This is a genomic window from Endozoicomonas elysicola (assembly GCF_000710775.1).
Lineage (GTDB): Bacteria > Pseudomonadota > Gammaproteobacteria > Pseudomonadales > Endozoicomonadaceae > Endozoicomonas > Endozoicomonas elysicola.
Window position 1 is genome coordinate 3,554,008 of record NZ_JOJP01000001.1, and the last position, 23,929, is coordinate 3,577,936.

Here is a 23,929-nt window from a genome sequence, read left to right on the forward strand (position 1 = left end):
GGTATTTCAGCCAATAAAAAAGGGAGGCTAATGCCTCCCTTTTCAATCAGCAACTTATGCTAATCAGGCACGCTTGAATTCAGCGATACCACGGTATGGAGCCTTACCGCCCAGTTGCTCTTCAATACGCAGCAGCTGGTTGTACTTGGATACACGATCAGAACGACACAGAGAACCGGTCTTGATCTGGCCAGCGCAGGTGCCTACGGCCAGATCTGCGATGGTTGCATCTTCAGTTTCACCGGAACGGTGAGAAATGACGGCAGTGTAACCGGCATCTTTAGCCATCTTGATGGCATCCAGAGTTTCGCTCAGGGAACCGATCTGGTTGAACTTGATCAGGATAGAGTTAGCAATCCCCTTATCAATACCTTCTTTCAGAATCTTGGTGTTGGTTACAAACAGGTCATCACCTACGATCTGAATCTTGTCGCCCAGAATCTTGGTCTGGTAAGCAAAGCCGTCCCAGTCAGACTCGTCCAGACCATCTTCAATAGAGATGATTGGGAACTCTTCGGTCAGACCTTTCAGGTAGTCAGAGAACTCATTGGAAGAGAAGGTCTTGCCTTCACCTTTCAGATTGTACTGACCATCGTGATAGAATTCGGAAGCAGCACAGTCCATAGCCAGAGTCACTTCTTCACCCAGCTTATAACCAGCAGCAGCAACGGCGTCTTTAATAACAGACAGCGCTTCGGCGTTAGAAGACAGGTTTGGTGCAAAACCACCTTCGTCACCCACAGCAGTGTTCAGACCTTTGTCGGACAAAACCTTTTTCAGTGCGTGGAAAATTTCAGCACCCATACGCAGAGCTTCAGCAAAGGTTGGTGCGCCAACTGGCTGAATCATGAACTCCTGGATGTCGACATTGTTATCAGCGTGCTCACCACCATTGATGATGTTCATCATCGGAACCGGCATGGTGAACTGGCCTGCAGTACCGTTCAGCTCAGCAATGTGTGCGTACAAAGGCATGCCTTTGTCAGCTGCAGCCGCTTTGGCAGCAGCCAGAGACACGGCCAAGATAGCGTTGGCACCCAGTTTGGCCTTGTTGTCAGTGCCGTCCAGGTCGATCATTTTCTGATCCAGTCCACGCTGATCATTCGCGTCAACGCCGAGCAGGATTTCACGAATAGGACCGTTGATGTTGGCAACGGCTTTCAGAACGCCCTTGCCCAGGTAGCGTGACTTGTCGCCGTCACGCAGTTCCAGAGCTTCGCGGGAACCAGTGGATGCACCGCTGGGAGCACAGGCAGTACCAAAGGCACCAGACTCAAGAATAACGTCAGCTTCAACAGTGGGGTTACCACGAGAATCGAGGACTTCGCGAGCCTTGATTTCTTTGATAGCGGTCATGAGATACTCCGGGTGAAGAATTCGGAAATTTCAAGTGAGAGGTAAGCAATACCGTAAAACAGAGTCGGCATTGTTACGGGAGCGGCAACTATACCATCGGAAAATCCTGTGTCAAAGCCTTACAAATCCGCTGAAAACCGCGTCATTATTGAGCCTCGAAGATTTCTGATCGTTACTGTGAATTACTGTAAATCACCTGTTAATCATCGTTTAAATAAGGCGTTAGTGATCAAATAACAATCAGAAAATTACTCAGATATAAGTAAAGTCACTATCTAAGATATAATTCAAAAATCAGTTTTTCTGCTGTGCAGTCAAAATCAAACATGGCATCAATGGTCACACTCCCTGGCTGGTGATTAACAGTTTTCCGTATTGTGCAATGATCAGAAATACTGCTTGCCAATGCCTCCATCCATACCAACTGGTCATTCGCCTGCTGCTCTGTACTCCCTTCTACGGTCATCTCGAGGTGAGTATCCCCGGGAATAATCACCTCCCCTATCTCAAGACAGTGATCCGCAACCACTTCCAATTCAGTAGTGGTATTATCCATATCTGCTCTCCTGTTAAGAGCCTGCTCACGACTTTCCGCGAGCTGCATACCATCATGAACAAACCCTGAGAAAACATTAACTGTACGGATACTTTAAAATAGTAGAATCCAACCAGCATCATGCAACTCTCGATAGACCAACTCATCCCTAAAATTAACTGTCATATAACTGAAACATTCGAGCAATATTTCTGTAACAGTCCCGCCCTATTCTTTCCCTCATCAAACACAAACACTCTATCAATGAGTTTTCGGGGGAAAAAAACCATGACGTTCATAAAGTCAGTTATCGTATCCTCAGTTTTAGCTGCCGCTGCTTTTTCCGGAGCAGCCAGCGCAAAGTCAATCAACGGTGCTGGAGCCAGCTTTCCGCACCCTGTCTATGCCAAGTGGGCAGAAGAGTATAATCAGGAAACCGGCGTTAAAATAAACTATCAGGCCATCGGTTCCGGTGGTGGTATTCGCCAGATCACGGCCAAGACGGTTGATTTCGGTGCAACCGATGCGCCTCTGGATCAACAGAGGCTGAATGATGAAGGCATGATCCAGTTCCCAATGGTGATGGGCGCTATTGTTCCGGTCGTTAACATTCCGGGTATTGAACCAGGCGCCCTGAAACTGACTGGCGATATTGTTGCCGACATCTATATGGGCAAGATTAAAAAGTGGAATGACGAGCGCATCACCAGCATCAACCCTGATCTGAAGATTCCAGGACAATCCATTTATGTTGTACACCGCTCAGACGGTTCAGGAACCACCTATAACTTCACTGACTACCTGAGTCAGGTCAGTGAAACCTGGAAAAACGACGTCGGCACCAACACCGACATCACCTGGCCAAAAGCGGCTACCACGATTGGCGCTAACGGTAATGCCGGTGTGGCCAACTTTGTCCGCCGCACCCGCGGTTCTATTGGTTACGTCGAGTACGCCTTCGCCAAACAGAACAACCTGAGTCACACCCAACTGGCCAGTGCTGAAGGCAAGTTCCTGCAGCCAACCATGGAAACCTTCCAGGCAGCCGCCATGAACGCAGACTGGAAAAATGCACCTGGCTTCCGCCTGCTGCTGAATAACCAGCCTGGCGCTGACTCCTGGCCAATGACCGCTGCTACTTTCATTCTGATGCATAAAGACCAAGCCGATGCAGGTAAAGCCAGAGAGATCATCGAGTTCTTTGACTGGAGCTACGAGAATGGTGCAAAGATGGCTGAGTCCCTGGATTTTATCCCAATGCCAGAGAGCGTGATTGAGCTGGTTGAAAACACATGGAAGCAGCAGCTGTCCCATAAAGGCACAGCCATCATCCAGTAACCCAGTGACGTTTATTCAATAAAGTAGGAAGGATCTCAGGGTAATGAGCTCGACGACTCATTGCCCTCCTGACAGTTATGCATTCCACTACCAGTGCACTCACATTACGACCTGGCGCAATCAATGGCGATTCCATTTTCCATCGCCTCAGCTTTGCCAGCGCCGTATTAATCTTCCTGGTGCTGATCGGCATCATTCTCTCTCTGATCGATGGTGGCTGGCAGGCACTTGCCAAGTTTGGCCCTGGTTTTATCTTCAGCAATACCTGGGATCCGGTCGGTGGTGAATTTGGCGCCGCTGCAGCGATATACGGCACTCTGGTTTCATCACTGATCGCCATCGTTATCGCTATTCCCGTTGGCCTTGGCACCGCCATCTTTCTGGCCGAACTGGCGCCAGAGTGGATCAGCAAGCCCGTAGGTATGGCCATTGAACTGCTGGCTGCTGTGCCTAGCATTATCTACGGCATGTGGGGACTGTTTGTCTTTGCCCCCTGGTTCTCTGAAGGTTTCCAGTTCTGGGCATTAGAGAATCTGGTCAATATCCCCCTGATTGGCCCCTGGTTTGATGGCCCCCCCATCGGCATAGGCCTGCTGACGGCCGGTATCATTCTGTCGTTTATGATCCTGCCCATCATCACCGCCCTGACCCGCGATGCCCTGAAAACTGTGCCGAATGTGGTTCGTGAAGCAGCATACGGTATTGGCGCCACACCCTATGAAGTCATTACACGGGTACTGTTGCCTACCATCAAAAATGCCGCTGTTGGTGCCGGTATTCTGGGTCTTGGCCGTGCACTGGGTGAAACCATGGCGGTCGCTTTTGTGATTGGCGGAGCTAACCGTATTGAGACATCGCTCTTTATGCCAGCCAGCTCCATCTCCTCCACTATTGCACAGCAGTTCAATGAGGCCACCAATGAGCTGCACATTGCCTCATTGATCAGTCTGGGGCTGGTGCTCTTTATCCTGACCTTTGTGGTGATGGGTGCAGCGCGCATCCTGTTGAGAAAGCGTTAAGGAGTCGGTGATGTCATTACGAAAACTCAAAAATCAGGCCTTTATCGGTTTCTGCATACTGTCAGCAGTGTTTGGCCTGATTGTATTATCCAGCGTACTGTACAGCCTGGTTGGCAAGGGTATTGCTGGTATGGGACTGCATATTTTTACTGAGCTGACACCCGGGCCAGGAAGTCATGGCGGACTGAAAAACGCCATTGTTGGCAGCTTGATGCTTACCACTCTGGGCATTGTTATTGCTACACCGCTGGGCATTCTAGCCGGCACCTGGTTATCCGAAAGCAATCAGTCGTCAAAAGCAGCGGAGATGCTGCGCTTTCTGAACGGCATGCTGATGAGCGCTCCATCAATCCTGATCGGTCTGTTTGTATATAAAATCGTGGTGGTTACCACCGGCTCGTTCTCTGGCTGGGCAGGTGCAACTGCTCTGGCGATTCTGGCACTGCCCATTATTGTCAGCACTACTGAAGAGATGCTGCGTCTGGTGCCAACTACTCTGAAAGAAGCAGGCAGCGGTCTAGGGGCCCCCCGCTGGCAGGTCATCACCAAACTCTGCTATCGAGCTGCCGGTCCCGGCATTATCACCGGTGTACTGCTGGCCATGGCTCGTATTACCGGTGAAACCGCACCACTGTTATTTACCGCACTGAACAGCAACTACATGACCACAGACATGAGCCAGCCCATGGCCAACCTGCCTGTAACCATTTACCAGTACGCCATGAGCCCTTACGAGTCATGGAACGAGCTGGCCTGGGCCGGCGCTCTGCTGATCACCACCTTTATTCTGATTATCAATATTCTGGCCACCGTGTTACCTCGCTGGCTGAAAGCAAGAAAGGCTGCCAAATGACCATGAATGTAGCGATCGAGAAAAACCCGACAATCCAGCCAATAGAGAGTGCGTCTGTCACTGAGTTGAGTAGCGCCAGCCCAATGCCGCGTATGGAAGTCAATGGCCTGAATTTTTTCTATAACAAAGGCGCTGAACCTGCGTTGAAAAACATCAATATGCCCATTTACAACAACCGGGTCACAGCACTCATCGGCCCATCCGGCTGTGGTAAATCCACACTGCTGCGAACCATGAACCGTATCTATGACCTGTACGGCACTCAGCATGCGGAAGGCGAGGTATTACTGGACGGCGAGGATATTCTCAAGAGCAATGTGGACTTAAACGCATTGCGCTCCAAGGTCGGTATGGTTTTCCAGAAACCAACCCCGTTCCCGATGTCCATCTATGACAACATTACTTTTGGCCTGAAGATGCAGGGCGGAATGTCAGCCCCGCAAATGGCAGTTCGTGCCAAAAAGGCACTGAAACGTGCTCACCTTTGGAAGGAGGTCAAGGACAAACTGGATGCCGACGCCAGCAGCCTTTCTGGCGGACAACAACAGCGCCTCTGCATAGCACGTACTATTGCCCTGAAACCTGAAGTCATTCTGATGGATGAGCCCACATCCGCACTGGATCCTCTAGCCACTGCAGCCATCGAAGAACTGATTACCGAGCTACGGGAAAAGTACACCATCGTGATTGTCACCCATAATATGCAGCAGGCCATGCGCATCTCTGATTACACGGGTTTTATGTACCTGGGAGAATTGATGGAATTCGGCCCTACCGAGAAAATCTTCCATAACGCCGACCACCAGAAAACCCGCGACTATATTGCCGGTAATTTTGGCTGACACCCTAGCCGGCATCAGGAGAGGAGCCTCAACCTCTCCTTCTTATACTCTTTCTTGTACTTCTTTTATCCTCTGCCAAAATTTCACCATACTTCCCAATAAATTCAACTTGCCTGCCTCAGGGCTCAAAGGAGTACACATGAAGTTTGCTTTTATTTATGCCATGCCCGGATTACAAACCTCATCAATTCAGGAAAATATTACCGAAAAAGCTCACTTTTACTGTGCAGCAGTAGATATGGCCCATAAAGAGACTGCTGCAGATATTGCCAGAGAGCTGGTTGAGAAAAACGGTGTCCAGATGATTGAACTCTGCGGAGGACTGGCCAGTGCTGAAATTATTGCATTGGTTAAGGAAGAAACCGAAAACAGGGTGCCTGTTGGTGCAGTCTATTATGGCCCTGAAAGTCGGCGACCATTGGTAGACCTGTTACAACTTTAAAAGACACAAACTATTAATCCACACCAAATTTTGGTGTGCTCACCCACTGATTGCGCCACTTACCAAAAGTGGCAACATCATTCAGAATTTTTTGTAAATCCGAATTGATTTCAGACTCTATTTTTTTCTTCATTTGATAATCAAAAGCTGTCCTAACTCTATAATTTCTTTGGGTCAGTTTATGCCTGACATTTGAGTCAATAATACTTCCACCACCTTCAACAACAATGGGGCTCCCTTTTTCAGCACGTTCTTTTAATATTCTCGCTTCTTTATCCCGCTCGAATCGTTCTTGAACTGAGGCCACGTAACTATCAAAAAAAACATTTATTTCCTCTTGAGAATCAAGAGCGTAAATTTTTACAGTCAATGGAGAGAAAGCAGCAGGAAAAGAACCCAAATATTTTTTACATTCAAGAACCTGATAAGCTGCCTGACAACATTGTTGTTTTAGATTATTTATTATTTGATCAAAATTTTTTATGTATTCTTTTTTCCTCTGCCTATAGTTTGCTTCTATCTCTTGGTGCCTCTTCCTTTTATCATTACAGGCACCCTCTACTACTACCGATTTTGGAAAACCTCTTTTTTCACCCCATAATCCACACCCACCCATTCCAAAGCTAGTTTTAGCCCAACCACTTCCACTAGTAGCAGGTAGGTCAAGCGGTACCTTTCTTATCTGTAACAATTTTGATACCTCCTGCTCGCCCTTTTGTTCTTCTATACATCGAGGCACAGGGGACTTCCGTTCAGGCTTGCATGAACAATCAAATTCGTTCATATCCAACAATGAAGAGTTCAAGCCAACCTCAGCCCCATGCTTTTTGGACAGATCCATCGGATAGTCATAACCTGGTATTTTTTCATCATCTCCTGATGCAGGAACAGTTCTCTTGATACTTTGAGATTCTACACTTATCTTTCTATCAGCAGATGCATTAGAACCTAAACCACTACCTGTAACAAATTTCGCCTCCACACCAATATGTGATGCAGCAGATATAACAACCGAACATTTATGACTAAAAGCAATCACTGAGACTTGGCTTCGCCTACTCAATTCAGATGAAGAAGTATCATTAACCGGGTAGTTTATGTTGTTTACTGAATCGAAATGAACATCACTCATTAAGGCAGCGCCAACATTCTCTGAAAACAAAAAATCGAGAGAAAATTAAATTTGTGGCAACAAGATAAATTGCTGCAAGGTATATATTCTTAATACTCACAGATACGACCACACACAATACGGAAAGTTCTTGCTATAAAAAAACCTCCTATTTTTTGCAGAAATAGGAGGTTTTTTTAAACAATACTCCTTAGTGAGTATCCAGCTCTTTGAATGACTTCACCAGCTCATCCAATGCTTTCATCTGAGCCAGGAATGGCTCAAGCATGGACAAACGCAGAGCGGAAGGACCATCACAGCGGGCATTATCAGGGTCTGGATGGGCTTCCAGGAACAGTCCTGCCAGGCCAACGGCCATACCAGCACGAGCCAGCTCTGTTACCTGGTGACGACGACCACCGGAAGCCGCCCCCATCGGGTCACGACACTGCAGCGAATGGGTTACGTCAAAGATAACCGGCGCCCCATTACTAACCTGCTTCATGGTATGAAAACCAAGCATATCGACAACCAGGTTATCATAACCAAAGCTAGCACCACGCTCACAGAGAATCAGGCGATCATTTCCTGCTTCACGAAACTTGTCAGTAATATTTCCCATCTGACCAGGGCTCAAAAACTGAGGTTTCTTGATGTTAATGGCAGCCCCGGTTTTCGCCATCGCTTCCACCAAGTCAGTCTGTCGAGCCAGGAATGCAGGCAGCTGAATAACATCCACCACCTCGGCTACTGATTGACACTGATGAGGTTCATGCACATCGGTAATCACTGGAAAGCCAAAGGTTGCTTTCAGTTCCTGAAAAATTTTCAGCCCTTCATCAATGCCCGGCCCACGGTAAGAGGCAATCGATGAACGGTTCGCCTTATCAAAGGAAGCTTTGAAGATATAAGGAATACCGAGTTTTTCGGTAACCCTTACAAATTCTTCTGCCACTTTCATGGCCAGGTCTCGTGATTCCAGTACATTCATCCCGGCAAACAGAACAAATGGCTGGTCATTGGCGACCTGAATGCCATTAACATCAACAATTTTGCTTTTCACAAGATCAGACATGAACAATCAGTCTCAGTTAGAAGCGTGCTTGAATGTCTTTGCTGCATTAATAAATGCAGAAAACAGCCCATGACCATCACGAGGAGTCGACGTGAACTCCGGATGGAACTGACAGGCAACAAACCACGGATGATCCGGCACCTCTACCATTTCCACCAGACTGTTGTCTTCAGAACGGCCGGCAATCTTAAGACCTGCATCTTCCAGTGTCTCAACGTAATGATTATTCACTTCATAACGGTGACGGTGACGTTCGGTAATAACGTCCTGACCATAAGCTTCATGGGAATGCGTGCCGGTAACGAGGTTACAGTTCTGCGCACCCAGACGCATGGTGCCACCCAGGTCAGAGGCCTCATCACGCTTTTCAACCAGACCGTCAGCATCGATCCACTCAGTGATCAGACCAACGACCGGATGAGCCGCCTGACGATCGAACTCTGTACTGTTAGCACCTTCCAAACCGGCGACATGGCGGGCATATTCAATAACAGCCACTTGCATACCAAGACAGATGCCCAGAAAAGGAATTTTGTTCTCACGAGCATAACGCACTGTTTCGATCTTGCCTTCAACACCTCGATGGCCAAAGCCACCAGGCACCAGAATAGCAGAAACCCCTTCCAGAACTGACAAACCGTCCTGTTCAATGGTTTCTGAATCGATGTAGCGGATGTTCACCTTGGTCCGGGTTTTCAGACCGGCATGCTTAATCGCCTCAATCAGAGATTTGTAGGCATCCAGCAGCTCCATATATTTGCCGACCATAGCGATGGTGATTTCTTCGGAGTAATTGAACTCGCGATCCACCACATCATCCCACTCAGACAGATCAGCTTCCTGACAACCCAGGTTGAAGCGATCAACAATAATTTGATCCAATTCCTGCTCATGGAGCATACGTGGAATTTTGTAAATGCTGTCCGCATCTTCCAGAGAAATAACGGCGCGCTCTTCCACATTGGTGAACAGTGAAATCTTGCGACGGGCAGATGCGTCGATGTACTGCTCGCTTCGACAGACCAGTATATCTGGCTGCAAACCTATAGAACGCAGTTCCTTAACGGAATGCTGGGTTGGCTTGGTTTTAGTCTCACCAGCGGTCTTGATGTAAGGCACCAGGGTCAGGTGCATCAACATGGCACGCTGCGAACCCAGCTCGACTTTCAGCTGGCGAATTGCCTCGAGGAATGGCTGGGATTCGATATCCCCAACAGTACCACCGACCTCAACCAAGGCAATATCAGCATCCCCTGCACCGTTAACAACACGGCGCTTGATCTCGTCAGTGATGTGAGGAATAACCTGAACCGTACCACCCAGGTAGTCACCACGACGTTCTTTACGCAGAACATCCTGATAAATCCGGCCAGAGGTAAAGTTATTACCCTGCTTCATGGTGGTACGAATAAAACGTTCGTAGTGACCCAGGTCCAGGTCTGTCTCTGCACCGTCTTCGGTAACGAAAACCTCTCCATGCTGGAAAGGGCTCATGGTACCCGGATCAACATTGATATAAGGGTCCAACTTGAGCATCGTCACCTTGAGACCACGTGCCTCAAGAATGGCGGCGAGAGATGCCGATGCGATGCCTTTGCCTAACGAGGAAACAACACCGCCAGTGACGAAAATATAACGCGTCATGCTTACCTGCTGTGAATCTAAAATAAAGCGGGGTGAAAAGAGAGTCTCAAGATGGGAAATCAGGATACCAAAACAGGCGGTAAACGTAAAACCGTTATCGAACCAAATGCCAGAGAATCTATCATTATTAACCCTCGGTTTTCCGAAGGCGGCCAGGGAGCGTTCTCAATTAAACATAAGTTTGCCAACGACAGGAGAAACCGTCATCACTGGCTGAAAGATAACCCTCACATACCCAGAGGCCCGGAGCAGCCACCATCTGATCACCATCAAAAATAAATGGAAAATATTCTCGCAGCCAGGGAGCCACCTTATACTCCTGCAACCATTTCTTCAGTGTCTTGCGCCCTTTTCTTCCGGAAATAGCAAATTTTGCATCACTCGGAATATGACAACGACGCTTTAATAACAGTGGTTTTTGCGGCAAGTAAATGGCTTTGCCACTTCCAGCAGACGCTTTATAACAGAACAGTGATCGATCTCCCAGATTCAGGACCGCATCCTTCTGCCAGTCCCATAACATAGGGGCAAACGGCAGCAATTTTGTATTCTCATCCATTACCACCAGCATTTCCTGATAACGACTTAGAACAAAATCGTCAGAAATTTTTATCCGGGGCTCTGCGTCAATCCGGGCATCAATAACTTCCCTGAAAATTTGCTCCAGAGCATCCCTTGAAGGAGGCTGGCACCCCTGCATCTTCAACCACTCACGAACCACCAGACGCTGGGAATAACCTTCAAGTTGCCGTAATGAATCAAGTCTGATCAATGGCCGTTTTTCCAGCAGCCACTCAGGTCGGTAACCCAGACATTTCTCTAGCTGAAATTTTGTGTCCAACAACAAACGCTCATTCAGCTGCCCGACCTCGCCGGCAAACTCAACCAGTCGCCCAGAAGCACCTGGCCAACGCTCCTCAACCATAGGGATCAGCCGTTGGCGAAGAAAATTCCGCGAAAATTGTTCGTCAGTATTACTGTCATCTTCTATGTGCTTAAGCTCATTAACAGCAACATACGCATCGAAGGCTGCTCTCGGAACATTGAGCAAAGGCCGGAATAACGTGCCCTCGCCTAATGCCCGGCACTCAGGAATACCCTGAATACCATCCATCCCCGTGCCTCTGAAAAGCCGGAGCAAAATGGTTTCTGCCTGATCATCCCGGTGATGCCCCTGTAAAAGACAACCACCGGCCGGTAAGACATCAACAAAAACCTGGTAACGGGCATCACGGGCAGCCTGCTCGAGACCATTGCCCTCTTTTTTCAACGCAACCTTAGCAACGATGAGCGGCACATCCCATTGATCACAAATACTTCGGCAGTGCTGTGCCCAGTGATCGGCAAACTCGCTCAGACCATGGTGAACATGCACAGCCCGGACGTCAGAAACAAAACCCTGATCGCGAAGTCTGGTAAGCAGGTGAAGTAAAACGGTAGAGTCGACACCACCACTGAATGCCACCGTTAATGCACATTCCCTGAATGAACCTTGAAGACGGGAAGATAACCGACTGAGCACCCACTCAGAGCTGAGTGGGTGATGTGCAGGATGGGATGTTGTAACCGAACTCAAAGTGAACCAAAATCCCTGATTTTCTGATAACGATTTTCCAGTAGAGTATCGCTGTCCAGTTCCGAGAGTTTATTCAACTGAGCCACCAGCGTTGCTTTCAAACTGGCCGCTGCTGCTTCCGGATCCCGGTGAGCACCACCCAGCGGCTCTTCAATCAGAGTATCCACCAGCTCAAGCTCTTTCAAACGTTCCGCCGTAACACCCATCGCTTCAGCGGCAGTGGAAGCATACTCAGACTTTTTCCAGAGAATGGAAGCACAGCCTTCCGGAGAAATGACTGAATAGGTGGAATAGCCCATCATCACCAGGTGATCACAGACACCGATGGCCAATGCACCGCCAGAGCCGCCCTCACCGATGACCGTTGAGATAACAGGCACTTTCAGGCGAGACATTACCGCCAGATTATAAGCAATAGCCTCGCTCTGCCCACGCTCTTCAGCACCAATACCAGGATAAGCCCCCGGAGTATCGATAAAGGTCAGAATCGGCATATTGAAACGCTCTGCCATTTCCATCAGGCGACAGGCTTTACGATAACCCTCAGGTTTCGGCATACCAAAGTTACGACGAACCTTTTCTTCAATCTCACGTCCTTTCTGGTGACCAATAACCATCACCGGGCGACCATCCAGTCGGGCCATACCGCCCACGATAGAAGGATCATCAGCAAAATGACGATCACCATGAAGCTCATCAAACTCGGTAAAAATATGGCGAATGTAATCCAATGTGTAGGGGCGTCTGGGGTGTCTTGCCAGCTGCGCCACCTGCCATGAGGAAAGGTTGTTAAAAATAGAATCCGTCAGGCTGCGGCACTTATCCTGCAGTGTCGCAATTTCTTCTGTAATATTCAGTTCCGCATCGCTACTGACCAGCCGAAGCTCTTCTATCTTGGCTTCCAGTTCAGCAATTGGCTGTTCAAAATCCAGGTAATTCGGGTTCATGAAATCCACTTATCTATTTAGAGAGGCTCAAGGCTGTTTGCCACCAGCACAACCCGCTGCCCGGCAATCCCAACGACTCCCTCGTATATGACAGGTTATTCGCCCCGTCATGGGTGACCGGATTGACTCTCAGGCTCAGCTTAATCATGGCCGGATAGTAAATAGCAATCAAAATACGTAAACACCGGAAGAAAGTCGAGTTAAAAAGCGTAATCGCCTGTAAACAAAACACCCATATTGTAGCCGTCATGGCCGCCAGAAAAGCATGTCGTTAAAGAATTGCCACTAAACCTCGCAACGAAATATCAACAGACTCTAGCCCTCTCTATCAGATCCTTACAGGAAATACTGGCAGGCAGTGTGCCATATGCCAGCCCGCCTTTATCCAACCGCCCTCTCAGGAAAGTGCTCGCCACCAAAGCATTGCCGGATTGCAATAATAAGCTTGCCTGCAGACAAATAGCCAGATCTTCAACCAGCCGTCGCGCTTCGTAGTGAGCATGGCTGATATTTGCCAATCTATTCTTCAGGCCTGCAATACACTGATCCAACTGCGGATCTGCCCGGGAAGATTTTTCCAGCTCAGCAAACATGACACCCAACGATTCAGGCTCCCGCTGAAATGTCCTCAAAATATCCAGACACTGAACATTGCCACTGCCTTCCCATATGGAGTTCACCGGTGCTTCACGATAAAGGCGAGGCAGAATGGACTCTTCAACATAACCGCCTCCACCGAGACATTCCTGAGCTTCATTAATATGCCCGGGCGCCCGTTTACAGACCCAGTATTTACCGATCGCCGTAGCTAACCTGCAAAAGAGCTGCTCGTGCTCATCACTGGGGGAGTCAAGACTTTGGGCAACCCGAAGACTCAAAGCAAGGGCCGCCTCACTCTCCAGAATCAGGTCAGCCAGAACATTCTCCATCAGTGGGTGCTCTGTCAACACCTTACCCGCAATCTGCCGGTAACTGCAGTGGTGTACCGCCTGAACCACTGCCTGCCGCATTAACGCCGCAGAGCCCGTGATACAGTCAAAGCGCGTCAGGGCAACCATCTGAATAATGGTGTGAACACCCCGCCCCTCTTCTCCGATCAACCAGCCATGGGCATCCTGAAGCTCCACTTCCGCAGAAGCATTGGAGCAATTGCCTAATTTATCTTTCAACCGCTGGATATATAAGCTATTACGCTGCCCATCCTCACGCCATCGAGGCAGGAGAAAACAGGAAAGTCCTTTTGCAGCCTGAGCCAGTACCAGAAATCCATCAGACATTGGAGCCGAACAAAACCATTTATGTCCGGTTAGCGCATAAAGCTGGCCAGGCCCTTTTTTTCCCAGTGGCGCAGCCCGGGTCGTATTGGCCCGCACATCAGTCCCCCCCTGTTTTTCTGTCATCGCCATACCAATAGTCACTCCCGACTTTTCATACCAGGGCTTATTGTCCGGGTCATACTGTCTGGAGTTAATCAAAGGCAACCATCGACTGGCAACATCTGGTTGTTGGTTCAGAGCAGGAGCAGCAGCAAACGTCATGGTTAACGGGCAACAAGTGCCTGCTTCAACCTGGTTGTGCAGATACATCATGGCTGCTCGAGCCATATGAGCTCCCGTTTGGGAGCCCTGCCAGGGTAATGATGGCAGTCCATTTTCAATAGCAGCTTTCATCAGCTGATGGTAGGCAGGGTGGAAATCCACCTGATCGACTCTGTGTCCAAATCGATCATGGGTTCGCAGCTGAGGCAGGTTTTGATTAGCGAGGAAGCCAGCAGGAAAAAACTCATGCCCTGCCAGGTATCCATAGTCATTCAGTATGGGCTCTGCCCATACCAGCGGTTTTAAGGCTTCCTTTAACGCAGTATCCGTCGAAAAAAGATTATAGGGATCCAGTGGTGGTGGCTGATTAAAAACCGTATGAGTTCCAGTAGTCTTAGAAGGGCCATTCATAAGCATGCTCCCCATTCAGATTTCTTGTTTTCTCCATGAGAACGGGAGCTGCCAGACAACAGCAGCACCCCGTTTAAGATCTACCTCAACTCACTGAGGGTATTCAATACGTCCAGTCAGGCATACTCAACTTTCGCGGCATTCTTGCCAAGCCACTGCCTGAGCTCCAGTACCAGCTCATCGCTCGGGCTAACCAGCCATTGATCACCCAACATCAAGCTGGCACGGGCATCTTCGCGACTGTAATCAATCCTGACAGGCAAACGCCCCGGCTGCTCACTCAGCATGGACGATAATTTTCGCCCAAAATGTCCATCAATCTGCTCATAAGAAACGTCCAAAACCAAACGACGGGCATAATGACTACGGGCATCCACCACTTTCATGACTTTCTTCGAACGAACTTTTAAGCTGCCCGAGTAATCATCAAATGTAACCTCTCCCTCGATCACCAGCACGGCATCCTTATGAAGGAAATGCTGATATTCGGTAAACACATCGGCAAAAACAGACACTTCAATCCGCCCAGTACGATCATCCAGGGTGACAAAGGCCATTTTATCCCCTTTCTTGTTTTTCATAACCCGCAGATCAACAACCAGGCCGGCTATATTCTGGCTGTCGCCACGGGCGGGCTGCAGATCCTTGATGCGGTTCCGGATAAAGTGACGGATCTCACCCTCATATTCATCAATGGGGTGGCCGGTCAGATAGAGGCCCAAGGTATCTTTCTCCCCCCCCAATCGCACCTTATCGGTCCATTCACTGGCTTTCAGATAAGTGTCATACACATTTTCTTCACCCGCCGGCACTAATGCACCAAACATATCCATATGGCCTGAATCCAGACTTTTGGCAGCCTGGTCTGCCGCCTTGATTGCTTCAAGCTGACTGGCTTCAAGAACAGCACGATTAAAGTTCAACTGTTCAGGTTTACCGGGAGCAGGCCCCAGAAGATCGAACGCGCCAGACTTAATCAAAGCTTCCAAAACCCGTTTATTGATGCTTTTAGCATCGACACGCTCACAGAAATCAAACAGATCCTTAAACATCCCCCCCTCATTACGAGCTCGAACAATCGCTTCAATAGGGCCTTCGCCAACGCCCTTGATAGCCCCCAGGCCATAAACAATATGACCTTCATCGTTAACACCGAACATATATTCGCCACTGTTAACACTGGGAGGCAGGACGTTCAGTCCCATATCCCGACACTCCTCGATAAAAGTCACCACTTTATCGGTGTTCTGCATATCGGAACTCATAACCGCAGCCATAAATTCCGATGGGTAGTGAGCTTTTAACCAAAGCGTCTGATAAGAAACCAGCGCATAAGCAGCAGAGTGCGACTTGTTAAAACCGTAACCGGCAAACTTCTCTACCAGGTCAAAGATTTTCATGGCCAGTTCGCCATCAACGCCCTGACTGACTGCACCCTCCTCGAATATCGACCGCTGTTTGGCCATTTCTTCGGGCTTTTTCTTACCCATGGCACGACGGAGCATATCCGCACCACCCAGGGTATAACCGGCCAGAACCTGGGCAATCTGCATAACCTGTTCCTGGTACAGAATGATGCCGTAGGTAGGTTGAAGAATGGGTTGCAGCCACTCATGCTGGTACTGGGCATCCGGGAAGGAGAGTTCCTCCCGGCCATGCTTACGGTTAATAAAGTTATCTACCATGCCAGACTGCAATGGTCCGGGGCGGAACAGGGCTACCAGGGCAATAATATCTTCAAAGCAGTCTGGCTGAAGGCGCTTGACCAGATCTTTCATACCTCTGGATTCCAGCTGAAATACAGCTGTGGTTTCTGCCCTTTTCAGCATATCAAAAGAGCGCTTATCCTCCAGATCAATAGCCTCAATCGCCAGGGGTTCTTCCCCGCGTTGCGCCCGGCGCGGATTAATCAGTTTCAAAGCCCAGTCAATAATGGTCAGCGTGCGCAGGCCCAGAAAGTCAAACTTAACCAGACCGGCGTATTCCACATCATTCTTGTCATACTGAGTAACCACTCCTTTACCATGCTCATCGCAATAGAGTGGTGCAAAATCGGTCAGTTTGGTGGGCGCAATGACCACACCACCGGCATGTTTACCGACATTTCGGGTAACCCCTTCAAGCTTGAGCGCCATCTCCCAGATTTCAGCGGCTTCTTCATCCGTTTCGAGAAACTCCCGAATAATCTCTTCCTGCTCATAGGCCTTGTTAAGGGTCATACCAATTTCAAAGGGAATCATTTTAGAAAGGCGATCCGCCAAACCATAAGACTTACCCTGAACCCGCGCCACATCACGAACCACCGCCTTGGCAGCCATGGTACCGAAAGTAATAATCTGGGAGACCGCATTACGCCCATAAGTCCGAGCCACATAGTCAATAACCCGATCCCGGCCTTCCATACAGAAGTCAACGTCAAAGTCCGGCATCGAAACCCGCTCAGGGTTAAGAAATCGCTCGAACAGCAGGTCATATTTGATCGGATCAAGGTCGGTAATTTTCTGGGCGTAGGCTACCAGAGAGCCCGCCCCCGAACCCCGGCCTGGCCCCACAGGGATACCGTTATTTTTTGACCATTGAATAAAGTCCATCACGATCAGGAAGTAGCCAGGAAACCCCATCTGCAGAATGGTATCCAGCTCAAAATCCAAACGATCCCTGTAGACTTTCTCGGTCTGCGGGAAGTCCTGAGCACTGGTGTCAAACAGAAACTCCAGACGCTCTGTGAGACCCTCATGGGAAAATTCACGGAAAAACTGATCCATGGTTTTTCCTTCCGGCACCGGATACTCTGGTAGGAAGTACTCTCCCAGTTTGACATTCACAGAACAGCGACGAGCAATTTCTACGGAGTTGGCTAACGCCTCAGGGATGTCAGAAAAGAGCTCAATCATCTCCTCTTCTGACTTTAAGTACTGTTCCTCACTGTAGCGGTGATCGCGCCGGGGGTCGTCCAGCACCATACTTTCACCAATACAAACCCGTGACTCATGGGCTTCAAAATCATCCCGGGTCAGAAACATCACATCATTGGTCGCCACAACCGGACAGCCAAACTCTGCAGCAAGAGCCACAGAACCGTGAACACACTCTTCATCCCCTGCTCTATTGGTACGGTGCAATTCCAGATAAAAGCGATCAGGAAAAACATCCATCCATTCTTGCAGCAACTCACCAGCAAGCTGCTTTTTGCCAGACAAAAGGGCACGGCCAACCTCCCCCTCTCTGGCTCCGGAAAGTACAATCAAACCTTCTGATTGCGCCATAATCCACTCACGTTTTACCAGCGCTTTATCATGGTGCTGATTTTCCATAAAGGCTTTGGAAATCAGTTCAGTAAGGTTGTGGTAACCCTGCTCATCAATACAGAGCAGTACAAGGCGGGAAGGCGCATACTCATCTGCCGGATTCTCCACCCAGAGGTCTGCACCACAAATTGGCTTGATACCCGCCCCCATGGCACCCGAATAAAATTTCACCAGCGCACAGAGGTTAGACTGATCAGTGACAGCAACCGCAGGCACTCCGGAGCCTGAGATCGAATTGATCAACGGCTTTATCCTCACCAAACCATCGCTGAGGGAAAACTCGGTATGAACACGTAAGTGGATAAATCGTGCTGTCATGGATGAAGGAAGTCCTGAATGGCAATCGGGTTATGATAACAATGAAGGGATACACCTAACAAATTAATATTTAACACTTATTAAATAAGCAAGTAATAAATGCAAAAAGAAAAATAACGCACATTTGAAAAGCACCAGTTAACACTATAAAATCTCCAACACTAACAACCCACGTACAAATAATCCATCAATAACAATAATGAGCAACCTAATTAATACACCAATTAAAATACAACATACTTCAAAACAAGAAGTACTCTGTACTTATGTGCAGAGCAATACCACAGAGATTAAAAATAGAATAAATCAATTACAACCAAAAAAAATAACAAATCCTAACCTAGAAGTACCATTAACACTAAGAAAAGAAGTTACCCAAGAAATCAACCCAAAATATCTAAACAATCGAAAAGATAAAGAAGAAACGATAAACCTGAAAAGGCCGACTTATCACATACCTTATGTCGAGAAATTACCAAATCCAGATAACCAGCTACATCGTATAAAACAAAAAATTGAACATACACCAATTGTATTTCAACAGCTGCTTGACAAAACAGTCATAAAAGCCAAAAGCAAAAATCATCAAATAAAAAATAAACATAAGAGAAGAAATAAAAAAAAGAAAAGAATAATTCTTACAAAATATTGGAACAATAAGGCTCCATTACTTTCTCTTGGAAAAAATGCTGAAATCCTAAAAAAATCCCTAAGAAAAGGAAAAACTAAGACAAAAATAATATTACCGGAAACAGTCAAGAAAAAAATACTTGCTGATTTTAAAAATCACCACCTGCTAAACCCAAACTACTGGAGCCAGATCGTTGAACACTGGCTATCCCTCAGCGCAAAAAGCCGTCAGAAATCCATTGATGCCTTGCTACGGCCCATTACCATAAATAATTCAGACCCACGCAAAAAACTGCATGGACAGTATGGTGTTCTTGCAGCCAGAGATATATCTCCCTACTCTGTCATCGCACCTTATTCGGGGGTCTACTGTATTGGCTCAGATATTCTCAAGGAAAAGGCTTTTTATGGTACAAATGTTGGCCGTTATGCGGTTGACTGTTCAATTGATAATATGCAGATTGATCTGTGTGCTTACGGACATGGAAATATCACGCTCTGTATCAATGCAAACACTACATATTCCAAGGATGAACCGGTTCTAAACGATAATGCTTGCTTCGCGTTGATTATTTACCAGGGCTGGCCCTATATATTTGTAATCAGTATCAGTGAAATCCAAAAAAACGCCGAAGTCCTCATTGACTACGGTCAATATTATTGGAAAGGGCGATAATTTCATATCTTTCGAGACAACAGGGTGTTTCTCTTTTTAAAACATAAGTACCAAATAATTATGGATTTTAAGAGATACTATTAAGCACCTACCAAACTGATCAAATTTAAAAACATCACAGCCACTTAAAAAAAACAAAAACCTTGCCTATCTTAAATACACTATATTTAACATCTTAAAAACTTCTTACCCAAAAATATAAAAAACCATACTATCAATCTGGAGTGACCAAGAATGGCAAACAGCACTGGCTTTATAAAACTCAATCCAGCTGACTTTCCCCCACTGGTGTCTCAGGACATACCTCCCGGGGTAAATCCATTTTCAGCAAAAGATACATCATCATGGGGAAAAAAAGTCAACCCATCTGAAAGCTCATCATATCTGACACGCCCCGAAATCAATCATACTCAAAACAGGAGCTATGCTGCAGTTTTTCAAGACATGCCAGTCAAAATAAAAGAAGGGAAATCAGTAATCATCCAAGAAAAAGACTGGTTTTCGAAAAAACCAAAATCACCGCAAGATATTATCCCAACTGCAGATATAGAGCTACCACCCACAGATATCGATTATGAAAAACAGGTTGATAAGGGCGTAGAAATTCTTAACAGAGAGCTTCAGAAAAACACTGATCCAATATCACGTTTTTTAAAAGTAGAAAGGATGTGTCATCATTTAAGAGAGACACAGAAATTCTATCGTTCGGATCGCTTGCTTATTGATGGCAACCCCGTTGGAAACCATCGCGATAATAAAAATTATAATTATTTCAGAGATAAAATGACTCGACTCTATGAAACTACCATTATTCCATTCCTACAAAGAATGAAACTAGAAATGAGCATTGGGCATGAGTGGCAATACCACTACCCAATTAATGACGCTCTACGATTTCTGCCTTTACACCGCCAATCAAGGAATGAAAACTCCAAAATTTGTTCTTTAGCAAGAGAGGTTGCACGAACATATATTGAAAGGCAGGTAGATTTCCTTAAATTCAGGTCAGAGCTTCCTTGTAAAGACGAAGCAGATGATAATGAGTTTCGTGATGCACTAATGAAAGCTGAAACAGTTCTAGCTAAAAATGCGCCTGCCGTCTTATACGGACTTATAAACCCGGATGAAGTTGAGCAAAGAAAGCAGCAGATAGCAGGACTAAAAGTTGATTTTTACCGCGCAGATGACATTGCAAGGGAATACAAAACAGAGTCAGAACAGGCTATTTTGTATCGAAACTTGGAAAAACTTGCTTTATTGATAGAGAAGATGGCGCCAACGCGAAGTAAACACCATATGGAGAGAATATTTGCAGAAAGATTTTTGTCTCAGATAAGAGAAGCAAAAGAAGAGATCATGAAACCTTACAGCTCCTTGGCTCAGGTTTTCAATCAAACTACTGCTCTTTTTGAAATGCTTCTCAGAGTAAATAGCCAATACAATAAGCAGATAAAAAAATATCCACTCATCAAAAAAGATTTTTTTGGGCTCGCCAGTGGCGTCGCTAAAAAAATGATGCTAAGCAACTATTTCAAAGACCCATTCCCATCGAAAAAGCAACTGATGGATAGCGTCAATGTTTTGCTGACCAACCGACTGCTAGATCCTAGCTGTCAGGAGTTATGGGATATCCATAATGAAGGAAAATATGGCGAGGCGGCAGGAGCATTGCCTGAAACGGCGCTTCTCCCAATAGACAAACCGCACATATTAGACATTTCGGAAAAAATAGAACGGGCCGGTTACTGGCTAGAGGAATCGCGAAGAACAGACATATCTGCAAGACAAGCTGCAGAATTATTAAGACCCATCCTAGCAATCGAGGAACAGATCCGTGAGATGAAGGGCGGTGGCCCTCTATGTTCTGATCGCTTTGCTAACGCAAAGTCTAAAATTTATATGCATTTCTTCCAGCCTGTATTTGACCTGATTAAAGTATTAGCAGAACGCCAGCAAGGTGGTTTTTTGTCGATCTATACTCACATCATTGAAAAAATGGCACCTCATAAAAACAGGATTTTACTGGCTAGTCCCCATACCGATTTTTTACAAAATGACAAATTACGTTCTCAGTGGCAGTTGACTGCATGCAAAGCCTGGGGTTGCTCACTCAGTCGCTTAAACCATCGCAATGTTATGGAGATGGGAATCTCAATCATAGACAACGATCTCGAGGACCTGCTTGACCTTCAAAACGCTGCACCCGATGTGCCATGTGATAAAACCAGAGAGTTATTAGAACAAGCACTGATTACTGTTTTCAAAATCACTAACAGCCGATCTGTATCTGGATGGTGTTCCCCAGAAAAGCTTGAAAAATTAAGCAGCTGGGCCCTTCAATTGTTTGATAAAGAACGCTTAAAAACGGAAAGAGAAATAGGAGCAGCTCCTTACCTCATAAAACAGATTGAAATATGGCAAAAAACCTTTGATGGCAGCCGAGACAGGCTCAAACAAACACCATCTCCAACTCAGGAAAGCGCCAAAAAATGTCATCAAAAGCAGATCACCAAACTCAGGCTTGAACAACAAGAATCCAACGAACACAGTTCCGAACAAACATCTATCTTACCTGATGGTGACATAGCAAAAACTTGTCATGATGCCGACCTGACTAACTCTTCGAAATCCCCAACAACTCCTCAAGCAGCGGCTCAGTTGATGCAGCACTTCGGCAATACCCAGCAGCATCAGCTTAACGGCATGCTGCCTTTAACAGATGTCAATCAACGACACAACACTGTTGAACCTTTGGTGCCTCTGGAAAAGCCTACAGAATTGAGTTCTCCCAGCGCCCAAACCAACCCTCCGACTATGACACAATCAGGTGTCTTCCATTCAACAATGTTTACATCGCCTCCACCAAGGATAAACGCTCCACTCTATAGGGAGCAGTTCCATTTTACTTCCCCCTATACAGGTTTTACTCCTCCTATCCCGTCGTATAGTTCAATAGCTCCTGGACATACTGCAAGATATCCATCCCCCATACCCTCGAATCCTTTGATCCGAGCCGAGCAAATGAGCTTTCAAGCTCAAGGAGTCTTACCACACTCTTATCAATATCAAACACAGACTGATTATCAAAAAATGTCTTCTGCTTTCTATCAATTTGAACCAGAAGTAAGACATAGCCCGCCTGTAACCACAAGACCTCCCCTAAACTACCATGGCATGCTAAATGGCAATCAATTTCTAGCTCCTCCACTAAAGACCAACCCCCCCCCTCCTCAACGCAGCCAATTTTTCCCGCCCCACCCTTCTTTTTTTGCTAGACCTGTACCGCACAATCAATTACAGGCAGCTCTCATACCTGTACAAGGCTACAGGTTTCCAGCGATGTATGGTGCACAAACAATCGAGCAGCAACAAATGAATTTTCAAGCTCAACAGCCTTTACGTCATACTAATTTGCAAAAAGTAAAATACAGTGTTGAAGCCTCAAGGTCTCTAGACATCAATTCAAGATATACTCCCGGCATACCATTTCCACTAAGGCCTCCACAAGATTTATACACTTCGCCACAAGGCAGGCACTATTTAGCCCACCTTCCGAATTCACAACAACTAATTCCTTTAAGTATACCAACACAGCTACAATCAGCTGATCCCGCAATATTACAAGTAGGAAGCACCCTGCAATCAGCACATCAACAAGCTGCTACTCAGCATATAAATGACTCTTCCTATGCAATAGCCACAACACAGCAGCCTCAACTTCCAAACCAAGGCTTTTTTCAGCACAGGGTCTCTTTCTCACAGGTCCAACTAGTGACAGAGCAGTTCAAAGATAGTTTTTTGGGTAGAAATGAGCAGATAAGCCAATTTACACAAAGCATGCAGACTGTCACCCACGAAATGGGGAACTATTTCCAAAGTAGTAACCCCTTGATGCCCAACCAATGTATTTCACAAGTGATAACGATACCCTCCATCAACACACTATATGAATCTCTAGCCCCATATTGTAAGGACAAGGAAATGGAGTCCAAGCTACAAAAGTTCATAAAATTAGCGTTTGATAATAGAGAGAAGGGGGAGGTTTCTGAAATTTTTGATGACTTGACCAGTTACCAAATCCGATACGGATATTTTATATATGCCTCTAATTTAATCAATATGCGCAACTGGTTGTTTCAGATGAGAGAAACTCTTGGACTACCAGTCAATCATGACTTTCAGGCGATTAAGGTAGAAGATTAAGCGATAAAAAAATCAGGCTTCGTTACTGCTGGTCGAAAAATAATAGTCAACCCCAAATAACTGCTTTCTTAAGTGTGGAAAGCTTAGAAAGCAGTTAAAAGCTCACA

16 protein-coding genes are annotated in these 23,929 nt (G+C 46.8%); 7 read left to right on the top strand and 9 right to left on the bottom strand.

The features are described from left to right. Positions 1 to 63 precede the first annotated feature (63 nt). Together eno and GV64_RS15340 are read right to left on the bottom strand one after the other, a co-directional pair. Positions 64 to 1,356, bottom strand: coding sequence for a phosphopyruvate hydratase (eno, locus tag GV64_RS15335; RefSeq protein WP_020584379.1), 1,293 nt, complete (start codon positions 1,354 to 1,356; stop codon positions 64 to 66). A 271-nt stretch (positions 1,357 to 1,627) separates the two neighbouring features. Further along, a complete protein-coding gene (locus tag GV64_RS15340) occupies positions 1,628 to 1,912 on the bottom strand; it encodes a DUF406 family protein (protein ID WP_157237095.1) in 285 nt (94 codons plus the stop codon). A 267-nt stretch (positions 1,913 to 2,179) separates the two neighbouring features. On the opposite strand from GV64_RS15340, the gene pstS reads away from it, so the two are divergent. From pstS to GV64_RS15365, 5 genes are all read left to right on the top strand, one after another. Further along, positions 2,180 to 3,229 carry a phosphate ABC transporter substrate-binding protein PstS gene (gene pstS / locus GV64_RS15345; protein ID WP_026258541.1) on the top strand — a complete coding sequence of 350 codons (1,050 nt, stop codon included), beginning with the start codon at positions 2,180 to 2,182 and terminating at the stop codon, positions 3,227 to 3,229. A 77-nt stretch (positions 3,230 to 3,306) separates the two neighbouring features. After that, a complete protein-coding gene (gene pstC, locus GV64_RS15350) occupies positions 3,307 to 4,248 on the top strand; it encodes a phosphate ABC transporter permease subunit PstC (RefSeq protein WP_020584376.1) in 942 nt (313 codons plus the stop codon). 10 nt (positions 4,249 to 4,258) lie between these two features. Continuing rightward, positions 4,259 to 5,101: a phosphate ABC transporter permease PstA gene (gene pstA / locus GV64_RS15355; protein ID WP_020584375.1), complete on the top strand. Its 843-nt coding sequence runs from the start codon at positions 4,259 to 4,261 to the stop codon at positions 5,099 to 5,101. After that, positions 5,098 to 5,943, top strand: coding sequence for a phosphate ABC transporter ATP-binding protein PstB (gene pstB / locus GV64_RS15360; protein ID WP_020584374.1), 846 nt, complete (start codon positions 5,098 to 5,100; stop codon positions 5,941 to 5,943). The genes pstA and pstB overlap by 4 nt, the downstream gene beginning before the upstream one ends. A 139-nt stretch (positions 5,944 to 6,082) precedes the next feature. Continuing rightward, a complete protein-coding gene (locus GV64_RS15365; RefSeq protein ID WP_020584373.1) occupies positions 6,083 to 6,385 on the top strand; it encodes a DUF6506 family protein in 303 nt (100 codons plus the stop codon). Positions 6,386 to 6,398: 13 nt separating this feature from the next. On the opposite strand, the gene GV64_RS15370 is transcribed toward GV64_RS15365, so the two are convergent. From GV64_RS15370 to dnaE, 7 genes are all read right to left on the bottom strand, one after another. Further along, positions 6,399 to 7,517 (bottom strand): hypothetical protein, encoded by a 1,119-nt coding sequence (locus GV64_RS15370; RefSeq protein WP_020584372.1) that lies wholly within the window; start codon positions 7,515 to 7,517, stop codon positions 6,399 to 6,401. Between the two features lie 190 nt (positions 7,518 to 7,707). Beyond that, the gene (gene kdsA / locus GV64_RS15375) at positions 7,708 to 8,571 is read right to left on the bottom strand and encodes a 3-deoxy-8-phosphooctulonate synthase (protein WP_020584371.1); all 864 of its coding nucleotides are present in this window, start codon (positions 8,569 to 8,571) and stop codon (positions 7,708 to 7,710) included. A gap of 12 nt (positions 8,572 to 8,583) precedes the next feature. Further along, on the bottom strand, positions 8,584 to 10,215 hold the full coding sequence (locus GV64_RS15380; RefSeq protein WP_020584370.1) for a CTP synthase: 1,632 nt from the start codon (positions 10,213 to 10,215) through the stop codon (positions 8,584 to 8,586). Positions 10,216 to 10,384: 169 nt separating this feature from the next. Continuing rightward, positions 10,385 to 11,791 (bottom strand): tRNA lysidine(34) synthetase TilS, encoded by a 1,407-nt coding sequence (tilS, locus tag GV64_RS15385; RefSeq protein ID WP_020584369.1) that lies wholly within the window; start codon positions 11,789 to 11,791, stop codon positions 10,385 to 10,387. Next, positions 11,788 to 12,738, bottom strand: coding sequence for an acetyl-CoA carboxylase carboxyl transferase subunit alpha (gene accA / locus GV64_RS15390; protein ID WP_026258537.1), 951 nt, complete (start codon positions 12,736 to 12,738; stop codon positions 11,788 to 11,790). Before accA ends, tilS begins: the two co-directional genes overlap by 4 nt. Positions 12,739 to 13,043: 305 nt before the next feature. After that, the gene (locus GV64_RS15395; protein WP_020584367.1) at positions 13,044 to 14,693 is read right to left on the bottom strand and encodes an acyl-CoA dehydrogenase family protein; all 1,650 of its coding nucleotides are present in this window, start codon (positions 14,691 to 14,693) and stop codon (positions 13,044 to 13,046) included. 110 nt (positions 14,694 to 14,803) lie between these two features. Beyond that, the gene (gene dnaE, locus GV64_RS15400; RefSeq protein ID WP_020584366.1) at positions 14,804 to 18,313 is read right to left on the bottom strand and encodes a DNA polymerase III subunit alpha; all 3,510 of its coding nucleotides are present in this window, start codon (positions 18,311 to 18,313) and stop codon (positions 14,804 to 14,806) included. Between the two features lie 199 nt (positions 18,314 to 18,512). On the opposite strand from dnaE, the gene GV64_RS15405 reads away from it, so the two are divergent. Continuing rightward, the gene (locus GV64_RS15405) at positions 18,513 to 19,619 is read left to right on the top strand and encodes an SET domain-containing protein-lysine N-methyltransferase (RefSeq protein WP_152554080.1); all 1,107 of its coding nucleotides are present in this window, start codon (positions 18,513 to 18,515) and stop codon (positions 19,617 to 19,619) included. Positions 19,620 to 19,853: 234 nt separating this feature from the next. Continuing rightward, positions 19,854 to 23,822, top strand: coding sequence for an atrophin-1 family protein (locus tag GV64_RS15410; RefSeq protein WP_020584364.1), 3,969 nt, complete (start codon positions 19,854 to 19,856; stop codon positions 23,820 to 23,822). Positions 23,823 to 23,929 lie beyond the last annotated feature (107 nt).

Excerpts from the sequence above, each read along its gene's own strand:
- GV64_RS15340 (WP_157237095.1), bottom strand. The coding sequence starts at position 1,912 with ATGGATAATACCACTACTGAATTGGAAGTGGTTGCGGATCACTGTCTT.
- GV64_RS15410 (WP_020584364.1), top strand. The coding sequence starts at position 19,854 with ATGGCAAACAGCACTGGCTTTATAAAACTCAATCCAGCTGACTTTCCC.
- pstA (WP_020584375.1), top strand. The coding sequence starts at position 4,259 with ATGTCATTACGAAAACTCAAAAATCAGGCCTTTATCGGTTTCTGCATA.
- dnaE (WP_020584366.1), bottom strand. The coding sequence starts at position 18,313 with ATGACAGCACGATTTATCCACTTACGTGTTCATACCGAGTTTTCCCTC.
- eno (WP_020584379.1), bottom strand. The coding sequence starts at position 1,356 with ATGACCGCTATCAAAGAAATCAAGGCTCGCGAAGTCCTCGATTCTCGT.
- GV64_RS15365 (WP_020584373.1), top strand. The coding sequence starts at position 6,083 with ATGAAGTTTGCTTTTATTTATGCCATGCCCGGATTACAAACCTCATCA.
- GV64_RS15395 (WP_020584367.1), bottom strand. The coding sequence starts at position 14,693 with ATGCTTATGAATGGCCCTTCTAAGACTACTGGAACTCATACGGTTTTT.
- accA (WP_026258537.1), bottom strand. The coding sequence starts at position 12,738 with ATGAACCCGAATTACCTGGATTTTGAACAGCCAATTGCTGAACTGGAA.
- kdsA (WP_020584371.1), bottom strand. The coding sequence starts at position 8,571 with ATGTCTGATCTTGTGAAAAGCAAAATTGTTGATGTTAATGGCATTCAG.
- GV64_RS15380 (WP_020584370.1), bottom strand. The coding sequence starts at position 10,215 with ATGACGCGTTATATTTTCGTCACTGGCGGTGTTGTTTCCTCGTTAGGC.
- pstC (WP_020584376.1), top strand. The coding sequence starts at position 3,307 with ATGCATTCCACTACCAGTGCACTCACATTACGACCTGGCGCAATCAAT.
- GV64_RS15370 (WP_020584372.1), bottom strand. The coding sequence starts at position 7,517 with ATGAGTGATGTTCATTTCGATTCAGTAAACAACATAAACTACCCGGTT.
- pstB (WP_020584374.1), top strand. The coding sequence starts at position 5,098 with ATGACCATGAATGTAGCGATCGAGAAAAACCCGACAATCCAGCCAATA.
- GV64_RS15405 (WP_152554080.1), top strand. The coding sequence starts at position 18,513 with ATGAGCAACCTAATTAATACACCAATTAAAATACAACATACTTCAAAA.
- pstS (WP_026258541.1), top strand. The coding sequence starts at position 2,180 with ATGACGTTCATAAAGTCAGTTATCGTATCCTCAGTTTTAGCTGCCGCT.